Source organism: Rhizobium sp. BK512, assembly GCF_014194915.1.
Classification (GTDB): Bacteria; Pseudomonadota; Alphaproteobacteria; order Rhizobiales; family Rhizobiaceae; genus Rhizobium.
Map to the genome: position 1 here is coordinate 426,962 of NZ_JACIAS010000004.1, position 24,614 is coordinate 451,575.

The following is a 24,614-nucleotide window of genomic DNA, read 5'->3' on the forward strand; positions in this document are numbered from 1 at the left end:
AGCCTCTGCAATCAGGATCGGAACGCCGCCTGCGGGCGGCGTTTTTGTTTGTGACGACTTGCCGCTCCTCGCAAAGATTTGAAAGCGGAGCATTCTGCTCTAATATAGAAGCTCATTCTGATGGCGGCCTTTCGCCGCACGGACAAGACGAGATGCCGGTTCAAGACCAGGGCGAGACTTCCAAGGCGGAAAACATCGCGGCCGGCGAGGCTGCAAAGGGCTCCTATCCGCGTGCCGGCATGTTCAGCCGTCTGTCCGGCAAGCTGCTCTGGCTCACCGTCTTCTTCATTATGCTGGCGGAAATCCTGATCTTCTTTCCCTCGATCGCGAGCATGCGTGTCCGCTGGCTCGAGGATCGCCTGAATACGGCCGCCGCTGCGGCAATCGTCATCGACGGGCTGCAGCCGGTGGAACTGCCGCGCGCGCTGCAGAAAGAGACGCTGGAGGCGACCGGCACCAAGGCGATCGTGCTGCGCAAGGACGGCACCTCCCGCCTGCTTGCCATGAGCGAGATGCCAACCTCGGTCGACGAATCATACGACCTCACGGATATCCCGCCATTGACCGCCATGCGTGATGCGCTGGACACTCTGATCTTCGGCGGCAACCGCATGATCCGCGTCTACGGACCGGTGGGCGAGACGAATACCGGCGTCGAAGTGGTGATGAAGGACAGGCCGCTACGCAAGGCAATGTTCGTCTATGCCCGCAACGTCCTGCTGCTGTCGATCCTGATTTCGCTCTTTACCGCGACACTGATTTTCTTCTCCATCAATCGCATCCTCATCCGCCCTATCCGCAAGCTGACGGGCAGCATGCAGCAATTTGCCTCCGACCCCGAAAATCCGCTCCATGTCTATGTCGGAGACGGCGGCCGCGACGAACTGGCTGTTGCCGGCCGCAACCTGACATCCATGCAGCTCGAACTGCAGAAGACATTGAAGCAGCAGAGAAATCTCGCGGCGCTCGGTCTCGCGGTGTCGAAGATCAACCACGATATGCGCAATATCCTGGCATCCGCCCAGCTGATGTCCGACCGCCTCGTCGATGTCGATGATCCCATGGTGAAGAGCTTCGCGCCGAAGCTGTTGCGCACCATCGACCGCGCCGTGGGCTACACGACCGAAGTGCTCTCCTATGGCAAGGCGACCGAATCGGCGCCCCGCCGCCGCCGCCTCCGCCTCTATGAGCTGATACAGGAGGTGAAGGACATCCTTGCCATCGACCCTCAAACCGGCGTCGAATTCGTAGAGCAGATGGGGCTGGATCTGGAAGTGGATGCCGATAGTGAGCAATTGTTCCGGATCATCCACAATCTCTGCCGCAATGCCCTGCAGGCGCTGACCTCTCCGGGAGAAGAGGGGGCAGGGATCGTAAGGCGCATCACCGTTGCCGCCCAGCGCGTCGGGAGCGTCGTCAGCATCACTGTGGATGATACCGGCCCAGGCATGCCGCTTAAGGCGCGGCAGAACCTCTTTGCCGCCTTCCGCGGCTCGGCCCGCTCTGGCGGCACCGGTCTCGGCCTTACCATTGCCCGTGAGCTGGTGCTGGCCCATGGCGGCACCATCGCACTTGTGGAAAAGCCCTCGGTCGGCACTCAGTTCCGTATCGAAATTCCGGATCGCCCGGTTTCACTGGAAGATTATCGCAGCCGGTCGCACGCCGAAAAGTGATGCAATTTCCGCAATGGAGCCTTGCTGAACCAAAGTCGCGATTTTTTTCGAATTGCTCTTGCATTGCCTGAAAAGACCCTTTAGAGAACCGCCCACGCAAGCGGCACGGCCGCCACTGCAGACGCACCCGTAGCTCAGCTGGATAGAGCACCAGACTACGAATCTGGGGGTCAGGAGTTCGAATCTCTTCGGGTGCGCCATTTCCTCTCCAAATTCCGATGATCAGTTATTGAGCTGCTCGTGGTCGGTTGTTGCCGAAGCCCGACTACTATCCGGTCGCATTTCGAATGCACGGTCAATGGGTCTAGTGCGGAGCCCTATGACTATGGAGCAGGCGGCTACTTGAGTTTTTCGATCTCCTAGTACCCGTTGTCGAGCCAACCGGATGATGTGACTTCCTAGGCTCTTTGACGCCACCGAGTATTTCGCCGTGCTGGCAAGGAAGCGGTTCAGGTCTTCTGCACGCTGCCGCCGATGCCGAGAAAGCCAATATAGGGCCGCCGCTTCCTGGTCAGCGGCGAAGTTCCCCCATCCAAGCCTAGTTTCGCGCAACCTTCGACGTCTATCTGCGGAGGCGATGGATTATGGCAGGCGAGAAGCCGGAGGATTGCATGAAGACGGGAACTGTTGGTGTCGTAGGTCTCGTCGCGATGATGGCGGCCCTTGCGGGATGCGTCGATCGTGCCAATGCGCCGGTGCTCGTGGCTGTCGCTTCGCCCGTCAATCCGCCTGGCGTCGCTCACAGCCTCTGCATGTCCGATGCCAATGCCATGTACGACGAATCCAACAAACAATACGACTTGCGGGCGCAGTTGACCGGCCACCGCGATCCGGTGGAACGGGAGACGAATGCGAGCAGTGCCGCTCATCGGCAATATGTCTCCTGCATCGCTGGCCAGGGCTACCGTCCTTTGTACGCATATCAAGAACGGTGAATTCACACATTCGATAAATGTCCCAGGAGCCCGCTCGTGCGGCTTCCGCAAAATCGCAAATTTTGATTTTTTGTGTCTTTCAGTCGCGGCGGATCGCCTGCAATCACAAGTGTAGGAAGCTGCGTGTGATGGTGGAACTTCACGCGCGTAGAACGCATTTTTCATAGATAAATCCAGGAAGGAGGGTTTATCATGAAAATGTTCACTCTAGTCCCGTCCGCCATTGCGCTCAGCGCTCTTCTCGCCCTCTCGTCTATCGTTCCCGCGCTGGCGGCGCCCGTTCAGCAGGCCCGGAATCCGGTCGCCTCAAACCAAGAAATGGTGCAATATAAGGTACATGCCGGCTATTGGCATGGCTACCATGGTTTCCGCACGGAACGCCCCGGTACCCGCCGTCACTCCGATGGCTACTGGTATCCGCTTGCTGCGTTCGGCGTTGAAGCCCGCACCACGGGCGCGATTGTCCGCCAGCCCCTCAATCGCACCGAGCCCAAAACTATGTGCAACCCAGCATTTAGTGGAACGATCGGACCCGGCAGCATGCCATGCGACAACGGCTATTGAGCCGGCAAAGAGAGAGGCGGCCAAAAGCCGCCTTTTTCTTGCGCGCAATTGGATCTCACGTCGTCGTGATTGCTATCTGGTGCAGTGGAATGTGACAGATCTGCTCCCTAGCTCCTTGGCGTAAATCCCAAACATCCTCCCAAGGAGACAAGAAATGATCAATATCGTGAAGAATGGCCTCGTCGCCGTAGCCTTTGGCGCAATCGTCAGCGTTTCGGCTTTCGCATCTGCCAACGCAGCCCCGGCGCAACAGCAGCAGCAGGTCGTAAAGCAGCAGAAGAACACGAACGCTCGCAACGAGCCGCGCACCACCGGATCCGTCAATGGTGCTTCCAACAGCTCCGACCCTTACCAGTACGGTCGGAAGAAGTCGCTCAACATGGCCTGCGGCCTGCGCTTCAACCCGACCAGCAGCTCGGGCTGCAACTACTAAAAGCAGTTGATGGCATGGGCGAAGGGGAGGGACTGAGGTCCCCACCCCGAAAAAGGCAGCCGCTACGGCTGCCTTTTTCGTTCCGCAGACGCTTCGGCCACGCCGTCGAGGGAAAGGCCGGTCAGATATTCCGAGACCTGCCACAGCCTGCGCCAGACCGCCTTGTCCTGCGCAGCAGGAACGATCTCTGCGAGCGCAGGTGAGCCTTTCAGCTCATAAAATCCATCGGGACCGTACATGACGCCACCTTTCGCATCCGGCGAAGTCGCGGCAAACAGCGTCGGCAATGCGCCGGCGGCGGCCGATTGGGAGAGCAGGGGTTCCAGCAACTTGCTGAAACGCTCCTGCCGGCTCGGGCCAGTACGTCCCATGCGCGGACCAGTGCTCTGCAATCCGGTCACCGCGTAGCCCGGATGTGCCGCGTTGCTCCTCAGATTCCAGCCCTGCGCTCTTGCCATACGATCGAGTTCCAGGCTGAACATCAGTGTTGCAAGCTTGGACTGCGCGTATGCTGACCAGTATCCGTAACGTTGCTCGCATTGCAGGTCGTCGAAGTTGATCTTGCCGGAGCGGTGGGCCAGGCTGCTGACGGTAACGATGCGCGGGGCGTTGCCCGACAATACTTTGGGCAATAGCCGCAGGTTCAGGGCGAAATGGCCGATGTAATTGGCACCGAGCTGCATTTCAAACCCGTCTTCGGTGACATGGCGCGTCGGGATTGCCATTACGCCGGCATTGTTGATGAGCAGGTCGATGCGTGGAAGCGAGGCGGAGAGACGGGTGGCGCAGTTTGCCACCGATGTCAGGCTCGCCAGATCGAGCGGTTCGAAACTTACCTCGGCGCCGGCATGCGCCGCACGGATATCCGAAAGCGTTTGCTTGCCCTTTTCCACATTGCGCGATGCGATAATGACGCGGGCGCCCGCCCCGGCAAGCGCCTTGGCCGTTTCATATCCGATACCGCTCGTCGCGCCGGTAATGACCGCGATGCGGCCCGTCTGGTCCGGTATGTCCTTCGTCATCCAGTCAGCCATGAAAGTTCCCTTTGCGGTGCGGCGCGTGCCGAGTTGCTGCTTTGATACAATATATTGCGCTAAATGCAAAAATGCAATAAATACAAAAATACACAAAATGTTTATGGAGAAGGACGTGCGCAAAGACGATGGATTGACGGGCCCGCCTTGGAATTGCCATGCTGCGAGAGATCGTCGCATCAATGGTCAATCGCATTTCAGACAGGTGGGATAATCATGATCGCTAGAACTGCATGCTCCGATTTCCTGCATTTTTTCCGCTCCTGGCTGAGCAACCCGCTGAGGGTTGCGGCCATTGCGCCCTCCGGCGATTCGCTCGCGCGGATCATGACCAGCGAGATCGCGGCCCTGGATGGTCCGATTATCGAGCTTGGGCCGGGCACCGGCGTCTTCACCCGCGCGCTGCTTGCGCGTGGTATCAGCGAATCCGATCTGACGCTGATCGAGTATGGTCCGGAATTCATCGGGTCGCTTCAGAAGCGTTTTCCCGATGCACGCATCCTGCAGATGGATGCCGCTCAGCTGGCGCAGGCCGATATATTCGAGGGTGAACCTGTCGGCGCAGTCGTCAGCGGCTTGCCGCTGCTTTCCATGTCGCCGCGCAAGATCGCCTCGATCCTAGCCGGTGCCTTCGTCTATATGCGGGCCGGCGGCGCCTTCTATCAGTTCACCTATGGGCCGCGCTGTCCTGTGCCGCGCCCGATCCTTGACCGCCTGGGCCTGAAGGCCACGCGCATCGGCGGCACGGTACGCAATCTGCCGCCGGCCTCCGTCTACCGGATCTCGCGCCGCAAGCCGCTGGAGCTTTCGCGTGAGCGTTTCAAATATCGCAGTAGCGGAGCGGATATGGAGATCTCTGCTTTCCCCGAAGCGGATGACTGAATGACACCTGATGGAAATGACAGAGAAGAAACAGCCAGAAGCCGTAGAGGGCAGACGCGAGCGCAAGCGGCGCCAGACCCGCGAGCGCATCGAGCAGGCAGCGATGACCCTCTTTCTGGAGCGCGGCTTCGACGCCACGACGATTGAGGAAATCACCGAAGCCGCAGATGTCTCGAAGCGTAGTTTCTTTGATTACTTCCCGTCGAAGGAAGAGGTCGTCTTCGCTTGGCAGGATTCTTTTGCTGACCGCCTGATGGCGGCGATTGCCGCACGTCCGGCCGCCGAATCCTCCGTCAAGGCCGTAGAAGAGGCCCTTATCGTCACCGTAACCGCCTCGGCTGACGAGCGCGCTCTGGCGCTCGGTGAGCTGATCCATTGCACGCCGACCCTCAAGGCCCGCGATCAGCTTAAATATGCCAAGCTGGAGCAGAAGCTTACCGAGGCGCTGATCGCCCGCAAGGGCGGCGATCCTGATGTGCGGACACACATGCGCTTGCTTTCGGCTGTTGTCATCGGCGCGCTGCGCGTTGGCGGTGAGCTCTGGGAGCGGCGCGCGCCAGGTACTTCGACCGAAAGTGCCGCGATGGAAGCGTTCGCACGCGAGATCCTTGGCGAACTCTGGAAGATGCTGGCCGAATTCGGTGAAGAAGCAAAGTCCGGGTTCTAGGCAGTTTCACGCCTGGACGATGACCCTTCTTGTCGTCGCGGTGCTTCGGATCGATGCCGTTTCGGGATGTTGGTGACGCGCGTGAGCTCTGCCGCCCGTTCAAGATGAATGTTCTTGGCCGGTGGCTGTCATGCAAGCGGTGCTGCCCTATATGCTGCAAACGCGGCAGCGGCCACATCCTCAATGTCATCTCGATGGACGGGATCATCACCATGCCGGGCATCGCTTTTCATCATGGCAGCAAGTTCGCCCGCGAAGGCATTTCCGAGAACCTCGGCAAAAGGGGCGGGAGCTTTGTCAACCAGGTGATGGTCGTCGAGCTGCGCGACCAAAAAAGGCAGCGTCTGCAATGTTGACGCTCATTGCATCCGACGATCCGCCGGCCCATCTGTTGCTTGGGCGTGACGTGATTAGCTCCGTTCGCGAAAGGCTGGAGTCTCTCAAGACCATATTCGATACTTGAGGGCAGGTCTCCGGCTCCGCCGATTTTGAGTGATTTTATTGACCAAGAGAGGAAGAGACGATGACTGATTACAATGCAGCGAAATCCGGCACCTTCAAGATCGGTGGCGATCTGGAGGTCAACCGCCTTGGCTTCGGCGCCATGCGCATTACCGGCGACGGTATCTGGGGCAATCCTGCCGATCATGATGAATCGATCCGCACGCTGAAGCGCCTGCCGGAATTGGGCGTCAACTTCATCGATACCGCGGATTCCTATGGTCCTGACGTTTCCGAGTGGCTCATCAAGGAAGCGCTCCATCCCTATAAGAAGGGCCTCGTCGTCGCCACCAAGGGCGGCCTCACGCGCCACGGTCCCAATATCTGGCTGCCGCTCGGCCGCCCGGAATATCTGATCCAGCAGGTGCACAAGAGCCTGCGCAATCTCGGCGTCGAGCAGATCGATCTCTGGCAATTGCACCGTATCGACCCGAAGGTCCCGGCCAAGGAACAGTTCGACGCGATCAAGTCGCTGCTCGATTCCGGCCTGATTCGCCATGCGGGTCTCAGCGAAGTCTCGGTCGCCGATATCGAGGCGGCCTCCAAGGTCTTCAAGGTCGCGACGGTCCAGAACCGCTACAATCTCGTCGACCGCACCAGCGAAGATGTGCTCGACTATTGCGCCAAGCATAATATCGGCTTCATCCCCTGGTACCCGTTGGCAGCCGGCGATCTCGCCAAGCCCGGCTCGCTGCTCGATACGATTGCCAAAAAACACAATGCTGCCCCCAGCCAGATCGCGCTTGACTGGGTACTGAAGCGCAGCCCGGTGATGCTGCCGATCCCCGGCACGTCGAAGGTCAAGCATCTCGAAGAAAACGTTGCAGCCGTGAACATTACTCTGTCCGACGACGAGTTCACCGCTCTCGACGCCGAAGGCAAGAAGCTCTTCAAGGCTGCCTGATTGGAATAGGACCGGCATTTGAACGGTCGCGATCTCAGTCGCGGCCGTTTTCGTTTTCCGCCTTGCGCCGCTGTTTCCCGGAGAGTGCCCAGAAAGACGCGCAGCTTTGATGATGCGTGCCTTTCGCCAATAATAAAGGCAAGGGACAAGGGGAAGGGCGGCGGCATCTGGTCCTATCCGCCGCAATGTGCGGAATAATTTTGATCAGTTGATAAAAGATGCCGCAAAATGAGGCGCGTGTGTGACGCTAACTTGGCAAGCATTGCGCCCAATGCATTGCTGCATTGCGGTAATTTCGCTATTCTCCATCAAATGAATTGGGTATTAATAATCCCGAAGGCAGCGCACTCCTCCTCCCAGCGCTCCCTTTCATCGGACTGACAACACTCCTCCTCCCAGTTGTCAGTCAGGATCAAGAGCCCGACGCACCTCCTCCCGCGTCGGGCTCTTTTCTTTTCCGGATCAAATCTCTCGTAAAACCTTCGTGAAATTGACTCGGCTCGCGGGCTCGGACTATCTGGAAGCGCGCCGCAAGCGCATATCGGTGGCTTGGCGCGATGACGCCTGAACCTGCGGAGATGTCATGATCGGCGGATGCGGCGTTTCTCGCAAAGCCCTCGCAGCCCTGCTTGTCCTGTGTTTTGGTCTTGTTTCCTGCGGGCGGCCGATCGGCGTCATGCAGGCAGCCGGCACCGTTCCGCCGGGTACTTCGCGCGTCGACCTTCTGGTGGCAACCACGCGTGCCGCGGATGAAAATCCGGCGGTGCTCTTCTCCGGCGAGCGCGGCACCGGGTTGATGGTTGATGCTGTCGATGTCTCCATTCCGCCGGAAGCCAACCGCAAGGCTGGCCAAGTGCAATGGCCGCGTCGCCTGCCTGCCGATCCTCTCAAGGATTTCGTCACCGTCGCAGTCGACCCGCTCGATGGCGAGAAGGCGGGCGAGAACTGGTTGAGGACGCACATGCCGAAGAGCAAGCGCGTGCTCATCTTCGTGCATGGCTTCAACAATCGCTATGAGGATGCGGTCTATCGTTTTGCGCAGATCGTCCATGATTCGCATGCCGACGTTGCGCCCGTCGTTTTCACCTGGCCCTCGCGCGCCAGCATTTTCGACTACAATTACGACAAGGAAAGCACCAACTATTCGCGTGATGCGCTGGAAGAGTTGCTGCGGCGCACGGCCAACAATCCGGCTGTTGGCGATATCACCGTCATGGCCCACTCCATGGGCACATGGCTGACGGTGGAGGCGCTGCGTCAGATGGCGATCCGCGACGGCCGCGTCGCCTCCAAGATCAACAACATCATTCTTGCCTCGCCGGATCTCGATGTCGACGTGTTCGGTCGTCAGTTCCAGAGCCTCGGCAAGGACAAGCCGCATTTCACCATCTTCGTATCCCAGGACGACCGGGCACTGGCGCTCTCGCGCCGCATCTCCGGCAATGTCGATCGTCTCGGCCAGATCGATCCCTCGGCCGAGCCTTATCGCAGCAAGCTGGAAGCTGCCGGTATCACCGTGCTTGACCTGACCAAGCTGAAGACCGGCGATCGCCTGAACCACGGCAAGTTTGCCGAAAGCCCTGAAGTCGTGAAGCTCATCGGCGACCGTCTGATTGCCGGCCAGACCATCACCGATTCCGAAGTCGGGCTCGGTGAGGCCGTCGGTGCAGTCGCCATGGGTGCTGCACAGACGGCCGGCAGCGCAGTCAGTCTCGCAGTCAGCACCCCGATCGCGATTTTCGATCCTCGCACTCGCCGCAACTATGACAGCCAGGTGCGCCGCCTCGGCCAGTCAATGAACAATACGGTGGGGTCCGTGGGCGATAGCGTCGGGGCCGGCCTGCCGGAAGATCCACAGTAAAAAATCATAGGCATTCGCTTCGCGGTGATATATCACATCTCCGACGGCACCGACTCTGCCGTGCGGTGGACAAGATATGGCGAATGAAACGAATGAGACGGTGGCCGTCGTCGGCGCCGGTGTGATCGGTGCTTCGATTGCTTTCGAACTGCAGCGGCGCGGCTTTCAAGTCACGTTGATCGACAAGGGCGAGCCGGGCAGGGGAACCTCCTACGGCAATATGGCGAGTATCGCGCTCGACTTCGCGGCCGGTTCCGGTCCCTCGACCTGGAAGAAGCTGCCGCGCTGGCTGATCGATCCGGAAGGTCCGGTCTGGCTGCGGCCAGGCTATGCACCTAAAATCCTGCCCTGGTTCCTGCGGTTTCTCGCGGCCGGCCGTCCGGCACGTTTGAGAGAGATCGAGGATGCGGGCATGAGCCTCTCCAGGATCGCTCTCGGCGATATCAGCGCCATGCTCAATGCGATCGGCGCGCCCGACCTGATGACTGAAGAGGGCTGCCTTGCGATCTACGAGACCGAGGCCGAATTTGATGCGGACCGTGGCCACCTTGACCTGATGCGGCGCTACGGCATGGAATTCGAGGTGCTGAGCAACGGTGCGATCCAGTATTACGAGCCGACCCTCTCGCCGAAAATCGCCAAGGCCGTGCTGCTGCCGGACAACAAGTCGATCCGCGATCCCTATAAGCTGGTTGTAAAGCTTGCAGATGCGGCAAAGGCCGCCGGCGCCAACTTCGTGTCCGGGCAAGTGAAAACCGTCGAACGCAAGAGCGATGGCAGGACCGCCGTTCTTCTCGAAAACGGCAATCGCATCGAAGCCGACAAGGTAATCCTGGCAGCCGGCGTCCACACGCGTTTCCTCGCCGAGGCCCTCGGTGAGCCGATCCCGCTCGAAACCGAGCGTGGCTATCATACGCAGATCATGCAGCCCGGCATTTCCATGCGCTATTCGGTGATCTGGCCGCATCGCGCCTTCATGGTGACGCCGACCGCAGGCGGTATCCGTGTCGGCGGCAATGTTGAGCTGGCGGGGCTTACGGCCGCCCCCGATTTCCGCCGGCCGCGCGTGCTGGTGCGCCACGCGCAACGCATCCTTCCCGATCTCAAGGTCCAGGACACCAGCGAATGGATGGGCCATCGCCCGGCATTGCCGGATACGATCCCGATCGTTTCGCCTTCGTCGAAAATGCCCGGCGTCTTTTATGCCACCGGCCACGGCCATCTCGGTCTGACCTATTCGGCAACGACGGCGCGGTTGATCGCGGAAATGGTGGCAGGTGTCAAAACAGCAGTTGATATCAAACCATTCCGCATCGACAGATACTAGCATTGGTCATGGCCGGAACCTTCGTCACCCGCAATAATATCCGCGTCGATGGCCGCATCGCGCGTCACGTCTGATTGGGAGCTTGAGAAATGAGATGGAAGCGCACGATCCAGCTTCTGGATGTTCATGCCGAAGGTGAGATCGGCAAGGTCGCAATCGGTGGCGTGCCCAAAATTCCGGGCGAGACGGTCGCCGCCCAGCTTCACTGGCTGAACACCGACCCCAAGGGGCAGGAGCTTCGTCGTTTCCTCTGCCTCGAGCCGCGTGGTGCACCGATCGGCTCGGTCAACCTGTTGCTGCCGCCAAAGCATCCGGACGCGGATGCGGCCTTCATCATCCTGCAGCCTGATCAGGCGCATGCGAGCTCCGGCTCGAACTCCATCTGCGTGACGACCGCTCTCCTGGAATCCGGCATCGTCGAGATGAAGGAGCCCGAAACCGTCGTCACACTGGAAACCGCAGCCGGTCTCGTCAAGGCGACCGCCACTTGCCGCGACGGTCGCTGCGAGAAGGTGAAACTGACGATGGTGCCGTCCTTCGTCCACGAGCTGGATGTCGAGATCGACACGCCGCACTGGGGAAAGATCAAGGCCGACATCTGTTATGGTGGCATCTTCTATGCGCTGGTCGATGTCGGCCAGATCAATTCGAAGATCGAAAAGGCCAATGCCGCAGCACTCGTCCAGGCCGGCATGGTGCTGAAGGACCTCATCAACCGGCAGATGCCCGTCGTCCATCCGGAAATTCCTGCAATCTCGGGCGTCGCCTACGTCATGTTTCGCGATATCGAGGCCGATGGCACGGTGCGCACCTGCACGACCATGTGGCCTGGACGTGCAGACCGTTCGCCCTGCGGCACCGGCAATTCGGCCAATCTGGCAACCCTTTACGCTCGCGGAAAAGCGAAAGTCGGCGACACATTCAAGTCGAAGTCGATCATCGGCTCGGAATTCGAAGTCGGCCTCCAGGCGGTGACGGAGGTCGCCGGCAAGCCTGCCGTCATCCCGACGATCACTGGCCGTGGATTCACCTTCGGCCTGTCGCAGGTCGCACTCGACCCCTTCGACCCGCATCCTCTCGGCTTTGCGCTGACGGATGTCTGGGGGCCTTCGGCCGGCGAGATCTGATCTCGCGTCTCAGCTATCAATAGACGAAGGGATCGACTTCGGCCTTGACGGGTTCGTCGGCGGCCGTGGGATAGATCACGCCCTTGCGCAGGATGATATTGGCATAGAGCCGCGGCTCGCTGGTCTGGATGACCGCATGGGCCGCGCGCACGCGGCCATAGAAATCCTGCCCGACAAGTGGAACGACCTCCCGATCCGGCTCATGCCTGGCGCAGCAGGCGATCATTTCCTCATGAACGGGGTCGAGCTTGTCGCGTTCGGCCTTCACTGTTGAGCGGAAAATTGCTTCTGCCACGAAGTCGTCAATTGGCAGCACGCTCAAAACGGCATCAAGGACCGGAATGAGATGATGTCCGTCGAGCCGGATCAGCCGCCGCGCATGCTCGATACCCGGATAGTTGCCATCGACGATGGCAATTTCATCGCCATGGCCCATGCCGCGCAATGTCGCGAGCAGGTCCGGGCTCAAGAGCGGGTCAAGCCCTTTCAGCATTGTCGATCTCCTTGAAGAGTACATTCTGGTCAGTAAGATAGCGCGCAAAGATCGGCAGGCTGGCGCCGCCGATGGCCCGTGCCTGCGCGCCGACCAGGCCCTCCACGATGTCGGGCATGACGACGCCCTGCAGGTCGAGCTTTTCAGCTTCGTGGATCGTCGCGTAAACGATGCGCCGGCGCACCCAGTCCGGAAAGCCGCCATCGATGACGGCGGCGCTGAAGTCGATGATGGAGGCGGCCGCCACGATCGCCTGTGCCAGCGCCTTGGCCGTATCCTGGATCCAGGTTTCCATTGGTTCGCCGAAATCCACCCAGTCGTCGGCCGAATACCAGAGCGGTTGCGGATCTATACCGCGCTCGCGCAGCATGTTTTCCAGTACGAAGATGGAAGCGATTTCCAGGAGCTGTAGCGTTTCGCCATTCTTGCCGCGCACGGGCAGTGGGCCGATGGCGCCTGCTGTGCCGGTTTTGCCGGAAAAGATCGCCGAATTGAGCACGATCCCGCCGCCGATGAAGGAACCGATGAAGAAATAGACGAAATCCGGATAGGACGGACCAATCCCGAAGACCAGTTCGGCACCACAGGCGCTGGTGGCGTCGTTCTGCAGGAAGACCTGATAGGCGACCTGTTCGGCAATCTCTGCCTGCAGGTCGAAGTCGCGCCAGACTTCCATGGCACCCTCGGGCGCACCCACTTCGTCCGCCCAGTTCCAAAGCTCAAAAGGAGCCGCGATGCCGAGCCCGGCTATACGGCTGCGCTCGCGTTCGTCGAGCCTCCCTTCCAGCTCCCTGATCCCTTTGGTCACAAAGGACAGGATTTCGTGCGGCAGGGGGTAGGCGTAGATCCTGTGCAATTGCAGCCGGATGTTGCCGACGAAATCCATCAGCACGAGGTCGGCACTTCGCCGACCGATCTTCACGCCGAAGGAATAGACGGCATCCGGATTAAGCCGCATCGGAATGGATGGCTGGCCGACACGGCCGCGGATCGGTTCGCCGCGCGAAAGCAGGCCTTCCTTCTCCAGCGCGCGCATGATGACGGAGACGGTCTGGGCCGAAAGCCCGCTGCGGCGTGCGATATCGGCCTTCGACAACGCGCCGTATAGGCGCACCAGCGACAGCACGAGCCGTTCGTTATAGGCGCGCACCCTGATCTGGTTCGCACCTCCCGACGGATTTAGAATTGGTGGTGGGGCCGGCATGGAATCCGGACCATCCAAGGACGACATTGGCCACTCCTCCCGTTTAACGGCCTATGCCCGATTTCTCGCCAGCATGCCACATCGAATTAATAATTCAATTGGATTTATTTATTGACAAGCGGTTTTCTTTCGCTCTTAATTGCCAGCGTCAACGGCACGGGACGGCTTTGGGAGGAGGCTGACGTCGCATTCCGCAAGTCTCGCCGTGCATGAATTCCGGTGCCGCCTTGGGGGCGGGCCGGCTAATCTGGGAGGAGTTCATGAAGAAATCAGTTCTCGCTTTCGGCGCGCTCGCGCTCGGCGTCGCCTTTTCCGCTCCGGCAATGGCGGCGGATGTTTCCGCATGCCTGATCACCAAGACCGACACCAACCCCTTCTTCGTGAAGATGAAGGAAGGTGCGACAGCCAAGGCCAAGGAACTCGGCGTCACGCTGAAGTCCTATGCGGGCAAGATCGACGGTGACAGCGAAAGCCAGGTCGCAGCGATCGAAAGCTGCATTGCCGATGGCGCAAAGGGCATTCTGATCGCCGCTTCGGACACCAAGGGCATCGTGCCCTCGGTCAAGAAGGCTCGCGACGCCGGCCTGCTGGTCATCGCACTCGATACGCCGCTTGAGCCGGCCGATGCCGCAGACGCCACGTTTGCAACCGACAACCTGCTCGCCGGCAAGCTGATCGGTCAGTGGGCCAAGGAAACGCTGGGCGACAAGGCAAAGGACGCCAGGGTCGGCTTCCTCGACCTGACGCCGTCGCAGCCGACTGTCGACGTCCTGCGCGACCAGGGCTTCATGATGGGCTTCGGCATCGACCCGAAAGACCCGAACAAGATCGGCGACGAAGACGACAAGCGCATCGTCGGCCATGACGTGACGAACGGCAACGAGGAAGGCGGCCGCAAGGCCATGGAAAACCTTCTCCAGAAGGATCCGAGCATCAACGTCATCCACACGATCAATGAGCCGGCTGCGGTCGGCGCCTATCAGGCCCTGAAGGCCGTCGGCATGGAGAAGAACGTACTGATCGTATCGGTCGACGGTGGTTGCCCAGGCGTGAAGTCGGTCAAGGAAGGCGTCATCGGTGCGACCTCGCAGCAATATCCGCTGATGATGGCATCGCTCGGCGTCGAGGCGATCAAGAAGTTCGCTGATGGCGGTGAAAAGCCGAAGCCGACCGAAGGCAAGTCCTTCTTCGACACCGGCGTTTCCCTCGTCACCGACAAGCCGGTTTCCGGCGTCAAGTCGATCGACACGAAGGAAGGCACGGACAAGTGCTGGGGCTAAGCCCTGCCTGAATAAGTGCGGAGTGGCCGGGGCTTGATCCCCGGCCGTTTTGGGCGGACCATATGCCGTCGCCCGACAAACCGGCTGAACAAAGACCGGAAGACTATCGGCGACGGCTTTCGCGTGAGTTCGGCGCGCGGCTGCGAAGGAGGAACAATGACCGGAGCACAGGAATTTGAACGCGTCCTCGACGAAAGCGACAAGAGTGTTGCCTCGTTCGAGCACGAGAATGTCTCGCTGATCAAACGCGCGCAGCATTTTCTGCACTCGACACCGGCCGCCGTGCCGCTGATCGTGCTGATACTGTCGATCGTGATCTTCGGAATAACGATCGGCGGACGGTTCTTCTCGTCCTATACGCTGACGCTGATCCTGCAGCAGATCGCCATCGTCGGTATTCTCGGCGCCGGCCAGACGCTGGTTATCCTGACCGCCGGCATCGATCTTTCGATCGGCGTCATCATGGTCATCTCGGCCGTCATCATGGGCAATGTCGCCATCACCTATGGCATACCGACACCGATCGCGGTCGTAGCCGGCCTCGTCGTCGGTGGTCTCTGCGGATTGCTGAACGGTTTCCTCGTCGCCTTCATGAAGCTGCCGCCGTTCATCGTGACACTCGGCACCTGGAATATCGTCATGGCGACGAATTTCATCTATTCCGCCAATGAGACGATCCGCGATACCGATGTCGATGAACAGGCGCCGCTGCTCCATCTCTTCGCCACGAGCTTCAAGCTCGGCAGCGCGGTGCTGACCCTCGGTGTTATCGCCATGGTCCTGCTCGTCGTGCTGCTCTGGTATGTCCTCAATCACACCGCCTGGGGCCGGCATGTCTATGCTGTCGGCGATGATCCGGAAGCTGCCAAGCTCTCCGGCATCCAGACCAAGAAGGTGCTGCTGACCGTCTACACCATATCGGGTGTCATCGCTGCCTTCGCCGCCTGGGTCTCGATCGGCCGCAATGGCTCGATTTCCCCGTCCTCGGCCGTCACGGACTATAATCTGCAAGCGATCACCGCGACCGTCATCGGCGGCATATCGCTCTTCGGCGGCCGAGGCTCCATTCTCGGCACGCTCTTCGGCACCATGATCGTCGGCGTCGTGTCCATGGGGCTCAACATGCTCGGTGCCGACCCACAATGGAAAGTCCTGCTGACAGGCGTGCTGATCATTGCCGCCGTCGCGATCGATCAATGGATCAGAAAGGTTTCGGTATAACCATGGCTGGCGAACCCATTCTGACTGCCCGAGGCCTCGTCAAGCGTTATGGACGCGTGACTGCGCTCGACAATGCCGATTTCGACCTCTATCCGGGCGAAATCCTCGCTGTCATCGGCGATAACGGCGCCGGCAAATCCTCGCTCATCAAGGCGATATCGGGCGCAATCACGCCCGATGACGGAGTGATCACCCTGGAAGGCCGGCAGGTACAGTTCAGATCACCGATGGAAGCGCGCGAAGCAGGCATCGAAACCGTCTATCAAAACCTCGCCCTTTCGCCGGCGCTGTCGATTGCCGACAACATGTTCCTCGGCCGCGAGATCCGTAAGCCAGGTCCGTTGGGCTCGTGGTTCCGCATGCTCGACCGGCCGACGATGGAAAAGCAGGCACGCAACAAGCTGTCCGAACTCGGTCTGATGACCATCCAGAACATCAACCAGGCGGTGGAAACGCTCTCCGGCGGCCAACGCCAAGGCGTCGCCGTTGCCCGTGCGGCGGCCTTCGGTTCCAAGGTCATCATCATGGACGAGCCGACTGCCGCCCTCGGCGTCAAGGAAAGCCGCCGCGTGCTGGAACTGATCCTCGACGTGCGCGCCCGTGGCATTCCGATCGTGCTCATCTCGCACAACATGCCGCATGTCTTCGAGGTCGCGGACCGCGTTCACATCCACCGTCTCGGACGCCGCCTGACGGTCATCAATCCGAAGGAATACACGATGTCCGATGCCGTCGCCTTCATGACCGGCGCCAAGGCAGCCCCTGCGGAGCCCGTTGCGGCATGAATGCGAGAATAGGCGAAATCGTCGGCGAGGTCCTGAACCGCGCCGGCGATTCCAGGCGCTTCCTGATTGCGATTGCGGGGCCACCCGGCGCCGGCAAATCCACCATGGCCGACAATATCGCCGACGCCTTGAAGGTGCTGGGCGAGAGTGCTGCCGTTTTGCCCATGGATGGCTTCCATATGGACAATACGGTTCTCATCGAGCGCGGTCTGCTGGCTCGCAAGGGCATTCCGGAAACCTTCGATGTACGCGGCTTCCTCGATATCGTCCGAGCCGTGCGGCCCGCCGATCAGGAAGTCCTCGTTCCCGTCTTTGATCGTTCGCGCGAGCTTGCGATCGCGTCGGCCAGGCCGATCGATCCGCAGGACCGCTTCATCATCATCGAGGGCAACTATCTGCTCTTCACGCAGGGCAAATGGGCCGAGCTCGACGGCATCTTCGATTACACGATCATGCTCGCCCCGCCGATGGAAGTTCTGGAAGAGCGCCTCTGGGATCGCTGGCGCGGCTATAGACTGACCGAGGAGGAAGCGAGCGCCAAAGTCTACGGCAACGACCTGCCGAACGGCCGGCTCATTCTCGAAAATCGTCGGCCCGCCGACATCACATTGGAAATCGCGCTGGCCTGAGCAGTTGTTTCCGCACCGGTCTTGATGCTATCGAGGCGAAACCCGCATCGCTTCGGAGGCTCCCATGCAATCGATCACTATCCGCCGTCCTGACGACTGGCATCTGCATCTGCGCGACGGCGCCATGCTGGAAGGTGTGATCGGAGATACGAGCCGAACCTTCGCGCGCGCCATCATCATGCCGAACCTGGTCCCGCCGGTCGTCACGACCGCGGATGCGGCCGCTTATCGCCAGCGTATCATGAAGGCGCTTCCGGCCGGCCATCGCTTCCAGCCGCTGATGACGCTTTATCTCACCGAGCACACGAGCGCCGACGATGTGGAAGAGGGCAAGAAGAGCGGCCTCATCACCGCCGTAAAACTCTATCCGGCCGGCGCCACGACCAATTCGCACGGCGGCGTGCGCGATATGGAAAAGGCGATGCCGGTACTGGAGCGCATGGCGAAGATCGGCCTGCCGCTCTGCGTCCACGGCGAGGTGACGACGCCCGACGTCGATATTTTCGACCGCGAAGCCGTCTTCATCGAAACGGTGCTCGACCCGCTTCGCAAGCGCCTGCCGGAACTGAAGGTGACGATGGAACATGTCACGACATCAGATGGCATCGACTATATCAAGTCGGCCAGGGCCAATCTTGCCGGCTCCATTACCACCCATCACCTGATCATCAACCGCAATGCCATCCTCGTCGGCGGCATTCGCCCACATTATTACTGCCTGCCGGTCGCGAAACGCGAAAATCACCGGCTGGCATTGAGGGCAGCGGCGACCAGCGGCGATGCCAGGTTCTTCCTCGGCACGGATTCCGCGCCGCATGTCGACCCGTTGAAGGAATGTGCCTGCGGCTGCGCGGGGATCTATACCTCGATCAACACGATGAGCTGCCTTGCCCATGTGTTCGAGCAGGATCGCGCGCTCGACAGGCTGGAGGCCTTTGCCTCCTTGAATGGTCCGGCCTGGTATGGGCTCGAGCCGAACGAGGAACGTATCACGCTGGAGCGGCAGGCCGACCCCGTGGTCTTCCCCGCCAGGATCGAAACCGGCGCCGGGCCGGTTACCGTCTTCGATCCGATGTTTGCATTGCATTGGCAGATCAAAGCCTGAGAAGCTGTACAGGCTTAGATATTTTTCTTCTTATAGTTGCTGTCGAACGTTGATTTTGTAACGCTCGGCTGCGAAAACCTATGTTTTTTAACGGAATGCGTAAGACATTCGTCAGCAATGACGAGATAGATTTTTAAAAACGGTATCGGCGCGGCAAGAGCCGCGGAGATTTAAAGCATGATGCTTGACTATAATTCATTGCTGCTGGCGCTTGGCGTTTCAGCAACCTGCCTTGCCGTGACGCTCACGGGAAGCTGGCTTGCGCGCCGGGCTGAAACCTTTCTTCTCACCGGCGCATTCGGCCTCGTTCTCGTTGTCGCCGGCATCTTAGCCTATGCCCACTATGTGGAACAGCCCGAGCGCATGCTTGGCGCGGGTTGTTTCGTGCTGTTTCATGCCGGTTTTGCCACGATCTGGGGCGCGGGCTATCAGTTCCGCACCGGTCGGCTCCCGAAATCAGGCATCGTTGTCCGTGCACTTGTCGCCATGGTCGCATCCATTCCGCCGATGATCGCCGGGCTGGATGGTCTGGCCTTCATGGCGGATAATCTCGCCATCGCCTTCCTGCTCTTCACCACCGCCCGGCAATATTGGCTCGACCGCGCCGAAGCACCTGCGCCGATATCAGGCATTACCGCCCTCTACACATTGACGGCGATTTCCTTCGTCCTCTGCGCCGCAGTCTTGATCTGGGACGGCAAGCTGGTGCTCGGGGCCGCACCCAGCAATTGGGCCGAAGACCTCAGTATCGCCGTGTGCATCGCCGGGATGACCGGCATCGGCGCCTTGTCGCTGGCACTGCATCAATGGCGGCTTGCCGCCCGTCACCGCATGGATGCGATCACCGATCCGCTGACCGGGTTAGTGAACCGCCGCGCTCTGTTCGACCAATATGGCGTCCGCTCCATGGATGCTTCGACCGCCGTCATCGTCTTCGACATCGATTATTTCAAATCGGTCAACGACCGCTACGGCCATGCGGCCGGTGATCACGTCCTGAAAGTCTTTGCCGGCGAACTCTCCGCCAATTGCCGCGGCGGTGATACGGCCGCCCGCCTGGGTGGCGAGGAATTCGCGCTGGTGCTGAGGGAAATCATGCCCGGCCGCGCCGAGCTTGCCGCCGAGCGCATTCGCAAGGCTTTCGAGGAGCGCGACATCTATATCGAGGACGAAGTGCTGAAATGCACTGTCAGCGTCGGCGTCGCGCCCGGACGTTCCGAGCCGCTGGATTTCGATGCCATGCTGAACGAGGCGGACAAGGCGCTCTATGCCGCAAAACGCGCCGGCCGCAACCGCGTCGAACTCGCCAGCCACCTTCATTCGGTGCCGGCAGGTGTTGCGCGCTCGGCCTCTTGATCCGTCTCCCGACCTTTCGTAATGTGAGATCGGCCGGATGCAGCCAGCCGCCCCGCGATGCGCAAGCATTATGGTGAATGCGTCCAACTCCACCTTCACATCCTTGCTCTGGCAATCGATGGCGAACGGGTCAGCAGACGCGGGCACTGATCTTCCTGTTTGCCGCCAACGGAGAAGGATGAACCATGCGCGATTTTCGCGATGCCAAGCTTATGGCAAAAACCCTGCGGCAGGCGCTTGCCGACCGCGATATTTCCCTCACCCATAGCGAAACCCTGGAGATTGTCGCCAGACAATTCGGCCTCGACCAGTGGAATATTCTCTCGGCAAAGCTGGATGAGGCCGAAGGTGCGAAACCTGCTATCGGTATCGAACCACCTGTGCCGATCTTCCGCATCTTCTCGGTCGAGAAAGCCATGGAATTCTACTGCGGCTTCCTGGGTTTCACGCTCGACTGGGAGCATCGTTTCGGCGAAAACTCCCCGCTCTATTGCCAGGTCTCCCGCGAGAATATGCAGTTGCACCTGAGCGAACATTCCGGCGATGCCAGCCCAGGCGCGCGAGCCTTCGTACGGGTGAGGGATGTCCGAGCCTATCAGGCAGAACTCGCCGCCAAACGCTATCGTTACATGAACCCGGGTGTCGAAGAAGCGCCCTGGGGCCTCGAAATGGGCGTCATCGACCCCTTCAACAACCGCATCACCTTCTGCCAGCAGAGCTAAAGCATTCCAGCAAAGGTGTGCCGCGGTTCTGCGTCCGGAAGTGCGCGGAAACAGCGAAGGGCGGAGGGCTATTCCCTCCGCCCTTTTCAAATGATCATGAGCGCCCGCACGAAAGCGACCGAGGCCAACAGCGAGGCGATCGTGCGCACATGGTTCCACCACGTCCAGTCCCCGAGGTAGGTCGTCCAGAGCTGCACCGCGTCTGGCCCGTTGCCGCTGACTTTCGCCAGCGCATCATTCATCGGCACGTTGAAGACGATGGTCGAGAGGAAGGACGCGATGACATAGAGTGCCGCGCCGGCCAGCATCATCGAAGAGGCGCCGCCGCGCCAGTTCACGAAGGCCAGCACTGCGATGACGACGCAGAGGATCGCCGTCGGCACGAAGAGCAGCATGAAAGGCGAGCGGACGATGGTCACGTTGATGGAATTCATCGCCGCGATGCCCTGTTCGGCCGGGATGCGCGAAAAAGCAGTCATGATGAAGGTGGAGAAAGCAAAGAAGATGCCGGCGACAAGGCCGCTGCCGATCGCGGCGGCAATAAGGGAAATGACGAGAACGATCTGCATGGTCAGGCGCTCCACAATCCGGTCGCCGCGGTCTCCCGCGCATATTGGCTGAAATCCTTTGCCGGGCGGCCGAGTATCTCTGTCACACCACCCATCACCTCGGAATTGCGCCCGTCGAGGATTTGGCCGAAGAGCTCTTCCAGCAGCGCGATGACAGGCTCCGGTGTTCCCGCTACGGAGAGGCTCTCCTTGAAGTCCGCCATCGATACCTGTTCGTAGTCGATAGTCCGGCCTGAGGCAGCCGCAATCTCGGCCACGGCTTCGCGGAAGCTCAGCGCGTGAGGGCCGGTCAGCTCGTAGATCCTGTTGCGATGCCTGATATCGGTCAGCGCCGCCACTGCCGCATCGGCAATGTCATCGGCATCGATGAAGGGCTCCTTGATATCGCCGGCCGGCAGTTCCAGCCTGCCGGCAATGAGCGACTCTACGAAAGCGCCCTCGCTGAAATTCTGGCAGAACCACGAGGCGCGCAGGATCGTGTAGTCGATCCCGGCCGCCCGCAGCGCTTCCTCACTCCGCTGCGCCCCGTCTTCGCCACGGCCGGACAGCAGCACGATATGCTGCAGCCCGCACTCCCTTGCGAGTCTTGAAAGCGCCTCGATAGCCTCTGCCGCCCAGGAGACGGAAAGGTCCGGTTGGAAAGCGACATAGGCGCTCGTCGCACCCGTGAGTGCATTGCGCCAGGTCGTGCGATCCTCCCAGTCGAAGGCCGGTACCGTGGAGCGGGATGCTTTGCGAACGTCAAGTCCGAGCTCTTCCAGCCTGTTGGCAATGCGGCCGCCGGTTTTCCCCGATCCGCCGATCAGAACGATTTCGGAATTCTGCATATCGAAACTCCTCTTCGATTCAAACAAGAGAAACTCTCTCATTTGCAAAATGAGATAAACTCTCTTATTTTCTTTGTCAACAGTCGAGGGAAGCGGAAGATGGCAGAAGAGGTGATCGCACGACGCAGGCGCCAGCAGGAGCCGACCGGCCAGCCGCGCCGTATCCCGAGCCAGCAGCGCGGCCGCGAACGCTTTGAAAGGATCTTGACGGTCGCCTCCGCGTTGATCGAAAAGAACGGCAGCGATGCACTGAAGATGAGTGAAATCGTTGAAAAGGGTGAGATTTCCTTCGGCGCCCTCTATCAATATTTCCCGGACAAGACCTCGATCATCCGCACACTTGCCGAGCGCTTCAATGAGCAGGGCCGGCAATGCGTGGCAGACGAACTGGCGAAGGTGACGGACGCGGACAATCTGCAGACAGCCCTCGGCGTCATCGCCGATGAATATTATGCCTTCTTCCGCCGCGAGCCTGTCATGCGCGATATCTGGCACGCGACCCATACGGACAAGCTTCTTCAGCAGGTCGATGCCGAAGATATGGAATTCCACGCGCAGGCCCTGTTCTCGGTGTTAAAACAACTATGGCCAAAGCGTGCCGAGACGGAGCTTCTGGCCATTGCCCGGCTGACCATGCAGCTCCTGGCGGCGGCTGTTCGCTACGCTGTTTCGCTGGATGAGATAGAGGGCGCGCAGGCAATCGCGCTCTTCAGGAAGATGCAGGTTGCGGATATTGGCCGCCTGCTCGGTTGACGGCCGTCTTCCGTCTGGAAACCGACCGCTCTTGCTGCTATTGCCGCTGGAACGTCAGCCGAAGGAGAAGCCGCATGATCCAGACCACATTTCCTGACCGCGCCGTCATGGCAGAGCTGCTGGCAAAGATGCTCTGGGAGATCAAGGCTGTTCATTTCAATGCCGAGACGCCCTACAAATATGCTTCCGGCATCATGAGCCCGGTCTATATCGACTGCCGCAAGCTTCTCTCCTTCCCACGCGTCCGCTCGACGGTGATGGACTTTGCCGCCAGCACGCTACTGCGCGATGCCGGCTTCGAACAGTTCGATTGCATCGCCGGTGGCGAAACCGCGGGCATTCCCTTTGCCGCACTGCTTGCCGATCGTCTGGGCCTGCCGATGATCTATGTCCGCAAGAAGCCGAAGGGCCACGGCCGCAATGCGCAGATCGAAGGCGACATGAAGGAAGGCGCCCGCGTTCTCATCATCGAGGATCTGACGACGGCCGGCGGCAGTATGTTCACCTTCATCGATGCCATCAGGGCTGCCGGCGGCATCGTCGATCACGGCATGGCGCTCTTCTTCTACGGCATCTTCCAGGAGGCGCATCAGCGCTTTGCCAATGGCAAGGTCCAGTTCCATCATATCGCCACCTGGCGTGAGGTTCTGGCGATCGCCAAAGAGCAGAAGCTCTTCGACGACAAGACGCTGCAGGAAGTCGAGGCCTTCCTCGATGCGCCGCTGGCCTGGTCGGCAAGGAATGGTGGCGTGAGTGAGCTTTCGCTCTAGCCTTTTGACAAAAGCTCGCTTAATCGATTGAGAAACGCGTAAGTCCTGTTGGGAGGAATTCGATGATTTTGTGCTGCGGCGAGGCCCTGATCGACATGCTGCCGAGGGATACCACCCTTGGCGAAAAGGGCTTTGCGCCCTATGCCGGCGGCGCGATCTTCAACACGGCGATTGCGCTTGGTCGTCTGGGCATCCCGACGGCCTTCTTCACCGGCATTGCCGATGACATGATGGGCGAAATCCTGCTCGATACGCTGAAGGCGAGCAATGTCGATTACAGCCCGTGCGCCATCACCTCGCGCCCTTCGACGATCGCCTTTGTCAAGCTCGTCAACGGTCAGGCAACCTATGCCTTCTACGACGAAGGCACTGCCGGCCGCATGATCACCACGGATGACCTGCCTGTTCTCGGCGATGATTGCGAAGCGCTGCATTTCGGTGCGATCAGCCTGATCCCGAGCCCCTGCGGCGAAACCTACGAAGCGCTTCTCGATCGCGAAGCCGCAAAGCGCGTCACCTCGCTCGACCCGAACATCCGCCCGGGCTTCATCAAGGACAAGCCTGCGCACATGGCCCGCATCAAGCGCATGGCCGCCAAGTCCGACATCGTGAAATTCTCCGACGAGGATCTCGAATGGTTCGGCCTGGACGGCGATCATGACGCACTGGCTGCCCACTGGCTGAACCACGGCGCCAAGCTCGTCGTCATCACCAAGGGTGCTGAAGGCGCAACCGGCTACACAAACGCGCGCAAGGTCACCGTACCGAGCGAGCGCGTCACCGTCGTCGATACTGTCGGCGCCGGCGACACATTCGACGCCGGCGTCCTCGCCTCGCTGAAGATGGATAACCTGCTGACCAAGGCGCAGGTCGCCAACCTCGACGAACAGGCGCTTCGCAACGCTTTGGCGCTTGGCGCCAAGGCGGCTGCCGTCACCGTCTCCCGCGCCGGCGCCAATCCGCCCTGGGCGCGCGAAATCGGCCTCTGAATC

The 24,614-nt window shown here is 60.2% G+C and carries 26 protein-coding genes and 1 tRNA gene; 22 read left to right on the forward strand and 5 right to left on the reverse strand.

The genetic code is table 11. The features are described 5' to 3' along the window. Positions 1-152 precede the first annotated feature (152 nt). From FHX06_RS17295 to FHX06_RS17315, 5 genes are all read left to right on the forward strand, one after another. Positions 153-1,673: a sensor histidine kinase gene (locus FHX06_RS17295; RefSeq protein WP_112541780.1), complete on the forward strand. Its 1,521-nt coding sequence runs from the start codon at positions 153-155 to the stop codon at positions 1,671-1,673. Positions 1,674-1,796: 123 nt separating this feature from the next. Further along, a tRNA-Arg gene (locus FHX06_RS17300) sits at positions 1,797-1,873 on the forward strand. Between the two features lie 411 nt (positions 1,874-2,284). Further along, entirely contained in the window at positions 2,285-2,608 is a 324-nt protein-coding gene (locus FHX06_RS17305; RefSeq protein ID WP_029869092.1) for a hypothetical protein, read from the forward strand. A gap of 192 nt (positions 2,609-2,800) precedes the next feature. Continuing rightward, positions 2,801-3,172 carry a hypothetical protein gene (locus FHX06_RS17310; protein WP_029869091.1) on the forward strand — a complete coding sequence of 124 codons (372 nt, stop codon included), beginning with the start codon at positions 2,801-2,803 and terminating at the stop codon, positions 3,170-3,172. Between the two features lie 154 nt (positions 3,173-3,326). Beyond that, positions 3,327-3,605, forward strand: coding sequence for a hypothetical protein (locus FHX06_RS17315; protein ID WP_029869090.1), 279 nt, complete (start codon positions 3,327-3,329; stop codon positions 3,603-3,605). Positions 3,606-3,667: 62 nt separating this feature from the next. Here FHX06_RS17315 and FHX06_RS17320 read toward each other — a convergent pair whose 3' ends face one another. After that, positions 3,668-4,639 (reverse strand): oxidoreductase, encoded by a 972-nt coding sequence (locus FHX06_RS17320; RefSeq protein ID WP_183880174.1) that lies wholly within the window; start codon positions 4,637-4,639, stop codon positions 3,668-3,670. Positions 4,640-4,855: 216 nt separating this feature from the next. Here FHX06_RS17320 and FHX06_RS17325 point away from each other — a divergent pair, with 216 nt between their 5' ends. The 7 genes from FHX06_RS17325 to FHX06_RS17355 all read left to right on the forward strand — a co-directional run bounded on the left by FHX06_RS17325 (position 4,856) and on the right by FHX06_RS17355 (position 11,908). Beyond that, positions 4,856-5,521 (forward strand): class I SAM-dependent methyltransferase, encoded by a 666-nt coding sequence (locus tag FHX06_RS17325; RefSeq protein WP_112969974.1) that lies wholly within the window; start codon positions 4,856-4,858, stop codon positions 5,519-5,521. A gap of 16 nt (positions 5,522-5,537) precedes the next feature. Then, positions 5,538-6,188 carry a TetR family transcriptional regulator gene (locus FHX06_RS17330; protein ID WP_183880302.1) on the forward strand — a complete coding sequence of 217 codons (651 nt, stop codon included), beginning with the start codon at positions 5,538-5,540 and terminating at the stop codon, positions 6,186-6,188. A gap of 104 nt (positions 6,189-6,292) precedes the next feature. Further along, positions 6,293-6,544, forward strand: a complete 252-nt coding sequence (locus FHX06_RS35605) for a hypothetical protein (protein WP_246715586.1) — start codon at positions 6,293-6,295, stop codon at positions 6,542-6,544. Positions 6,545-6,711: 167 nt separating this feature from the next. After that, on the forward strand, positions 6,712-7,593 hold the full coding sequence (locus FHX06_RS17340) for an aldo/keto reductase (protein WP_113114693.1): 882 nt from the start codon (positions 6,712-6,714) through the stop codon (positions 7,591-7,593). A gap of 583 nt (positions 7,594-8,176) precedes the next feature. Next, the gene (locus FHX06_RS17345) at positions 8,177-9,454 is read left to right on the forward strand and encodes an alpha/beta hydrolase (RefSeq protein WP_112969973.1); all 1,278 of its coding nucleotides are present in this window, start codon (positions 8,177-8,179) and stop codon (positions 9,452-9,454) included. A gap of 76 nt (positions 9,455-9,530) precedes the next feature. Further along, on the forward strand, positions 9,531-10,781 hold the full coding sequence (locus FHX06_RS17350; RefSeq protein ID WP_183880176.1) for an NAD(P)/FAD-dependent oxidoreductase: 1,251 nt from the start codon (positions 9,531-9,533) through the stop codon (positions 10,779-10,781). 89 nt (positions 10,782-10,870) lie between these two features. After that, the gene (locus FHX06_RS17355) at positions 10,871-11,908 is read left to right on the forward strand and encodes a 4-hydroxyproline epimerase (protein ID WP_113211321.1); all 1,038 of its coding nucleotides are present in this window, start codon (positions 10,871-10,873) and stop codon (positions 11,906-11,908) included. Positions 11,909-11,924: 16 nt separating this feature from the next. On the opposite strand, the gene FHX06_RS17360 is transcribed toward FHX06_RS17355, so the two are convergent. Beyond that, positions 11,925-12,401 carry an RbsD/FucU family protein gene (locus FHX06_RS17360; RefSeq protein ID WP_113013054.1) on the reverse strand — a complete coding sequence of 159 codons (477 nt, stop codon included), beginning with the start codon at positions 12,399-12,401 and terminating at the stop codon, positions 11,925-11,927. Next, positions 12,385-13,632, reverse strand: coding sequence for an ROK family transcriptional regulator (locus FHX06_RS17365; RefSeq protein WP_112969969.1), 1,248 nt, complete (start codon positions 13,630-13,632; stop codon positions 12,385-12,387). Before FHX06_RS17365 ends, FHX06_RS17360 begins: the two co-directional genes overlap by 17 nt. Before the next feature lie 233 nt (positions 13,633-13,865). Here FHX06_RS17365 and FHX06_RS17370 point away from each other — a divergent pair, with 233 nt between their 5' ends. From FHX06_RS17370 to FHX06_RS17400, 7 genes are all read left to right on the forward strand, one after another. Continuing rightward, positions 13,866-14,885, forward strand: coding sequence for a sugar ABC transporter substrate-binding protein (locus FHX06_RS17370; RefSeq protein WP_112969968.1), 1,020 nt, complete (start codon positions 13,866-13,868; stop codon positions 14,883-14,885). A 156-nt stretch (positions 14,886-15,041) separates the two neighbouring features. Then, positions 15,042-16,106 (forward strand): ABC transporter permease, encoded by a 1,065-nt coding sequence (locus FHX06_RS17375; protein ID WP_112541768.1) that lies wholly within the window; start codon positions 15,042-15,044, stop codon positions 16,104-16,106. A 2-nt stretch (positions 16,107-16,108) separates the two neighbouring features. Further along, positions 16,109-16,891: an ATP-binding cassette domain-containing protein gene (locus FHX06_RS17380; protein WP_112541767.1), complete on the forward strand. Its 783-nt coding sequence runs from the start codon at positions 16,109-16,111 to the stop codon at positions 16,889-16,891. Further along, positions 16,888-17,520 (forward strand): nucleoside triphosphate hydrolase, encoded by a 633-nt coding sequence (locus tag FHX06_RS17385; RefSeq protein ID WP_112541766.1) that lies wholly within the window; start codon positions 16,888-16,890, stop codon positions 17,518-17,520. The genes FHX06_RS17380 and FHX06_RS17385 overlap by 4 nt, the downstream gene beginning before the upstream one ends. Before the next feature lie 64 nt (positions 17,521-17,584). Next, positions 17,585-18,625 carry a dihydroorotase gene (pyrC, locus tag FHX06_RS17390; RefSeq protein ID WP_112541765.1) on the forward strand — a complete coding sequence of 347 codons (1,041 nt, stop codon included), beginning with the start codon at positions 17,585-17,587 and terminating at the stop codon, positions 18,623-18,625. Positions 18,626-18,802: 177 nt separating this feature from the next. Next, complete coding sequence (locus tag FHX06_RS17395; RefSeq protein WP_183880178.1) at positions 18,803-19,981, forward strand: GGDEF domain-containing protein; 1,179 nt, start codon at positions 18,803-18,805, stop codon at positions 19,979-19,981. Between the two features lie 185 nt (positions 19,982-20,166). Further along, a complete protein-coding gene (locus FHX06_RS17400; protein WP_183880180.1) occupies positions 20,167-20,703 on the forward strand; it encodes a glyoxalase superfamily protein in 537 nt (178 codons plus the stop codon). Positions 20,704-20,789: 86 nt separating this feature from the next. Here FHX06_RS17400 and FHX06_RS17405 read toward each other — a convergent pair whose 3' ends face one another. Both FHX06_RS17405 and FHX06_RS17410 read right to left on the reverse strand, forming a co-directional pair. Next, the gene (locus FHX06_RS17405) at positions 20,790-21,272 is read right to left on the reverse strand and encodes a DUF1772 domain-containing protein (RefSeq protein WP_183880182.1); all 483 of its coding nucleotides are present in this window, start codon (positions 21,270-21,272) and stop codon (positions 20,790-20,792) included. Between the two features lie 2 nt (positions 21,273-21,274). Further along, positions 21,275-22,099, reverse strand: a complete 825-nt coding sequence (locus tag FHX06_RS17410) for an NmrA family NAD(P)-binding protein (protein WP_183880184.1) — start codon at positions 22,097-22,099, stop codon at positions 21,275-21,277. A gap of 99 nt (positions 22,100-22,198) precedes the next feature. On the opposite strand from FHX06_RS17410, the gene FHX06_RS17415 reads away from it, so the two are divergent. From FHX06_RS17415 to FHX06_RS17425, 3 genes are all read left to right on the forward strand, one after another. Next, positions 22,199-22,852, forward strand: coding sequence for a TetR/AcrR family transcriptional regulator (locus FHX06_RS17415; protein ID WP_183880186.1), 654 nt, complete (start codon positions 22,199-22,201; stop codon positions 22,850-22,852). Between the two features lie 74 nt (positions 22,853-22,926). After that, the gene (locus FHX06_RS17420; protein ID WP_112541760.1) at positions 22,927-23,622 is read left to right on the forward strand and encodes an orotate phosphoribosyltransferase; all 696 of its coding nucleotides are present in this window, start codon (positions 22,927-22,929) and stop codon (positions 23,620-23,622) included. A gap of 62 nt (positions 23,623-23,684) precedes the next feature. Continuing rightward, positions 23,685-24,611 (forward strand): carbohydrate kinase family protein, encoded by a 927-nt coding sequence (locus FHX06_RS17425; RefSeq protein ID WP_183880188.1) that lies wholly within the window; start codon positions 23,685-23,687, stop codon positions 24,609-24,611. The last annotated feature ends 3 nt before the right edge of the window (positions 24,612-24,614 follow it).

What these genes read in the sequence shown, in the direction of transcription:
- FHX06_RS17385 (WP_112541766.1), top strand. Translation starts at nt 16,888, where the DNA reads ATGAATGCGAGAATAGGCGAAATCGTCGGCGAGGTCCTGAACCGCGCC.
- FHX06_RS17370 (WP_112969968.1), top strand. Translation starts at nt 13,866, where the DNA reads ATGAAGAAATCAGTTCTCGCTTTCGGCGCGCTCGCGCTCGGCGTCGCC.
- FHX06_RS17405 (WP_183880182.1), bottom strand. Translation starts at nt 21,272, where the DNA reads ATGCAGATCGTTCTCGTCATTTCCCTTATTGCCGCCGCGATCGGCAGC.
- FHX06_RS17400 (WP_183880180.1), top strand. Translation starts at nt 20,167, where the DNA reads ATGCGCGATTTTCGCGATGCCAAGCTTATGGCAAAAACCCTGCGGCAG.
- pyrC (WP_112541765.1), top strand. Translation starts at nt 17,585, where the DNA reads ATGCAATCGATCACTATCCGCCGTCCTGACGACTGGCATCTGCATCTG.
- FHX06_RS17315 (WP_029869090.1), top strand. Translation starts at nt 3,327, where the DNA reads ATGATCAATATCGTGAAGAATGGCCTCGTCGCCGTAGCCTTTGGCGCA.
- FHX06_RS35605 (WP_246715586.1), top strand. Translation starts at nt 6,293, where the DNA reads ATGAATGTTCTTGGCCGGTGGCTGTCATGCAAGCGGTGCTGCCCTATA.
- FHX06_RS17380 (WP_112541767.1), top strand. Translation starts at nt 16,109, where the DNA reads ATGGCTGGCGAACCCATTCTGACTGCCCGAGGCCTCGTCAAGCGTTAT.
- FHX06_RS17365 (WP_112969969.1), bottom strand. Translation starts at nt 13,632, where the DNA reads ATGTCGTCCTTGGATGGTCCGGATTCCATGCCGGCCCCACCACCAATT.
- FHX06_RS17330 (WP_183880302.1), top strand. Translation starts at nt 5,538, where the DNA reads ATGACAGAGAAGAAACAGCCAGAAGCCGTAGAGGGCAGACGCGAGCGC.
- FHX06_RS17410 (WP_183880184.1), bottom strand. Translation starts at nt 22,099, where the DNA reads ATGCAGAATTCCGAAATCGTTCTGATCGGCGGATCGGGGAAAACCGGC.
- FHX06_RS17325 (WP_112969974.1), top strand. Translation starts at nt 4,856, where the DNA reads ATGATCGCTAGAACTGCATGCTCCGATTTCCTGCATTTTTTCCGCTCC.
- FHX06_RS17310 (WP_029869091.1), top strand. Translation starts at nt 2,801, where the DNA reads ATGAAAATGTTCACTCTAGTCCCGTCCGCCATTGCGCTCAGCGCTCTT.
- FHX06_RS17305 (WP_029869092.1), top strand. Translation starts at nt 2,285, where the DNA reads ATGAAGACGGGAACTGTTGGTGTCGTAGGTCTCGTCGCGATGATGGCG.
- FHX06_RS17350 (WP_183880176.1), top strand. Translation starts at nt 9,531, where the DNA reads ATGGCGAATGAAACGAATGAGACGGTGGCCGTCGTCGGCGCCGGTGTG.
- FHX06_RS17395 (WP_183880178.1), top strand. Translation starts at nt 18,803, where the DNA reads ATGATGCTTGACTATAATTCATTGCTGCTGGCGCTTGGCGTTTCAGCA.
- FHX06_RS17360 (WP_113013054.1), bottom strand. Translation starts at nt 12,401, where the DNA reads ATGCTGAAAGGGCTTGACCCGCTCTTGAGCCCGGACCTGCTCGCGACA.
- FHX06_RS17295 (WP_112541780.1), top strand. Translation starts at nt 153, where the DNA reads ATGCCGGTTCAAGACCAGGGCGAGACTTCCAAGGCGGAAAACATCGCG.
- FHX06_RS17415 (WP_183880186.1), top strand. Translation starts at nt 22,199, where the DNA reads ATGGCAGAAGAGGTGATCGCACGACGCAGGCGCCAGCAGGAGCCGACC.
- FHX06_RS17320 (WP_183880174.1), bottom strand. Translation starts at nt 4,639, where the DNA reads ATGGCTGACTGGATGACGAAGGACATACCGGACCAGACGGGCCGCATC.
- FHX06_RS17340 (WP_113114693.1), top strand. Translation starts at nt 6,712, where the DNA reads ATGACTGATTACAATGCAGCGAAATCCGGCACCTTCAAGATCGGTGGC.
- FHX06_RS17345 (WP_112969973.1), top strand. Translation starts at nt 8,177, where the DNA reads ATGATCGGCGGATGCGGCGTTTCTCGCAAAGCCCTCGCAGCCCTGCTT.
- FHX06_RS17355 (WP_113211321.1), top strand. Translation starts at nt 10,871, where the DNA reads ATGAGATGGAAGCGCACGATCCAGCTTCTGGATGTTCATGCCGAAGGT.
- FHX06_RS17375 (WP_112541768.1), top strand. Translation starts at nt 15,042, where the DNA reads ATGACCGGAGCACAGGAATTTGAACGCGTCCTCGACGAAAGCGACAAG.
- FHX06_RS17420 (WP_112541760.1), top strand. Translation starts at nt 22,927, where the DNA reads ATGATCCAGACCACATTTCCTGACCGCGCCGTCATGGCAGAGCTGCTG.
- FHX06_RS17425 (WP_183880188.1), top strand. Translation starts at nt 23,685, where the DNA reads ATGATTTTGTGCTGCGGCGAGGCCCTGATCGACATGCTGCCGAGGGAT.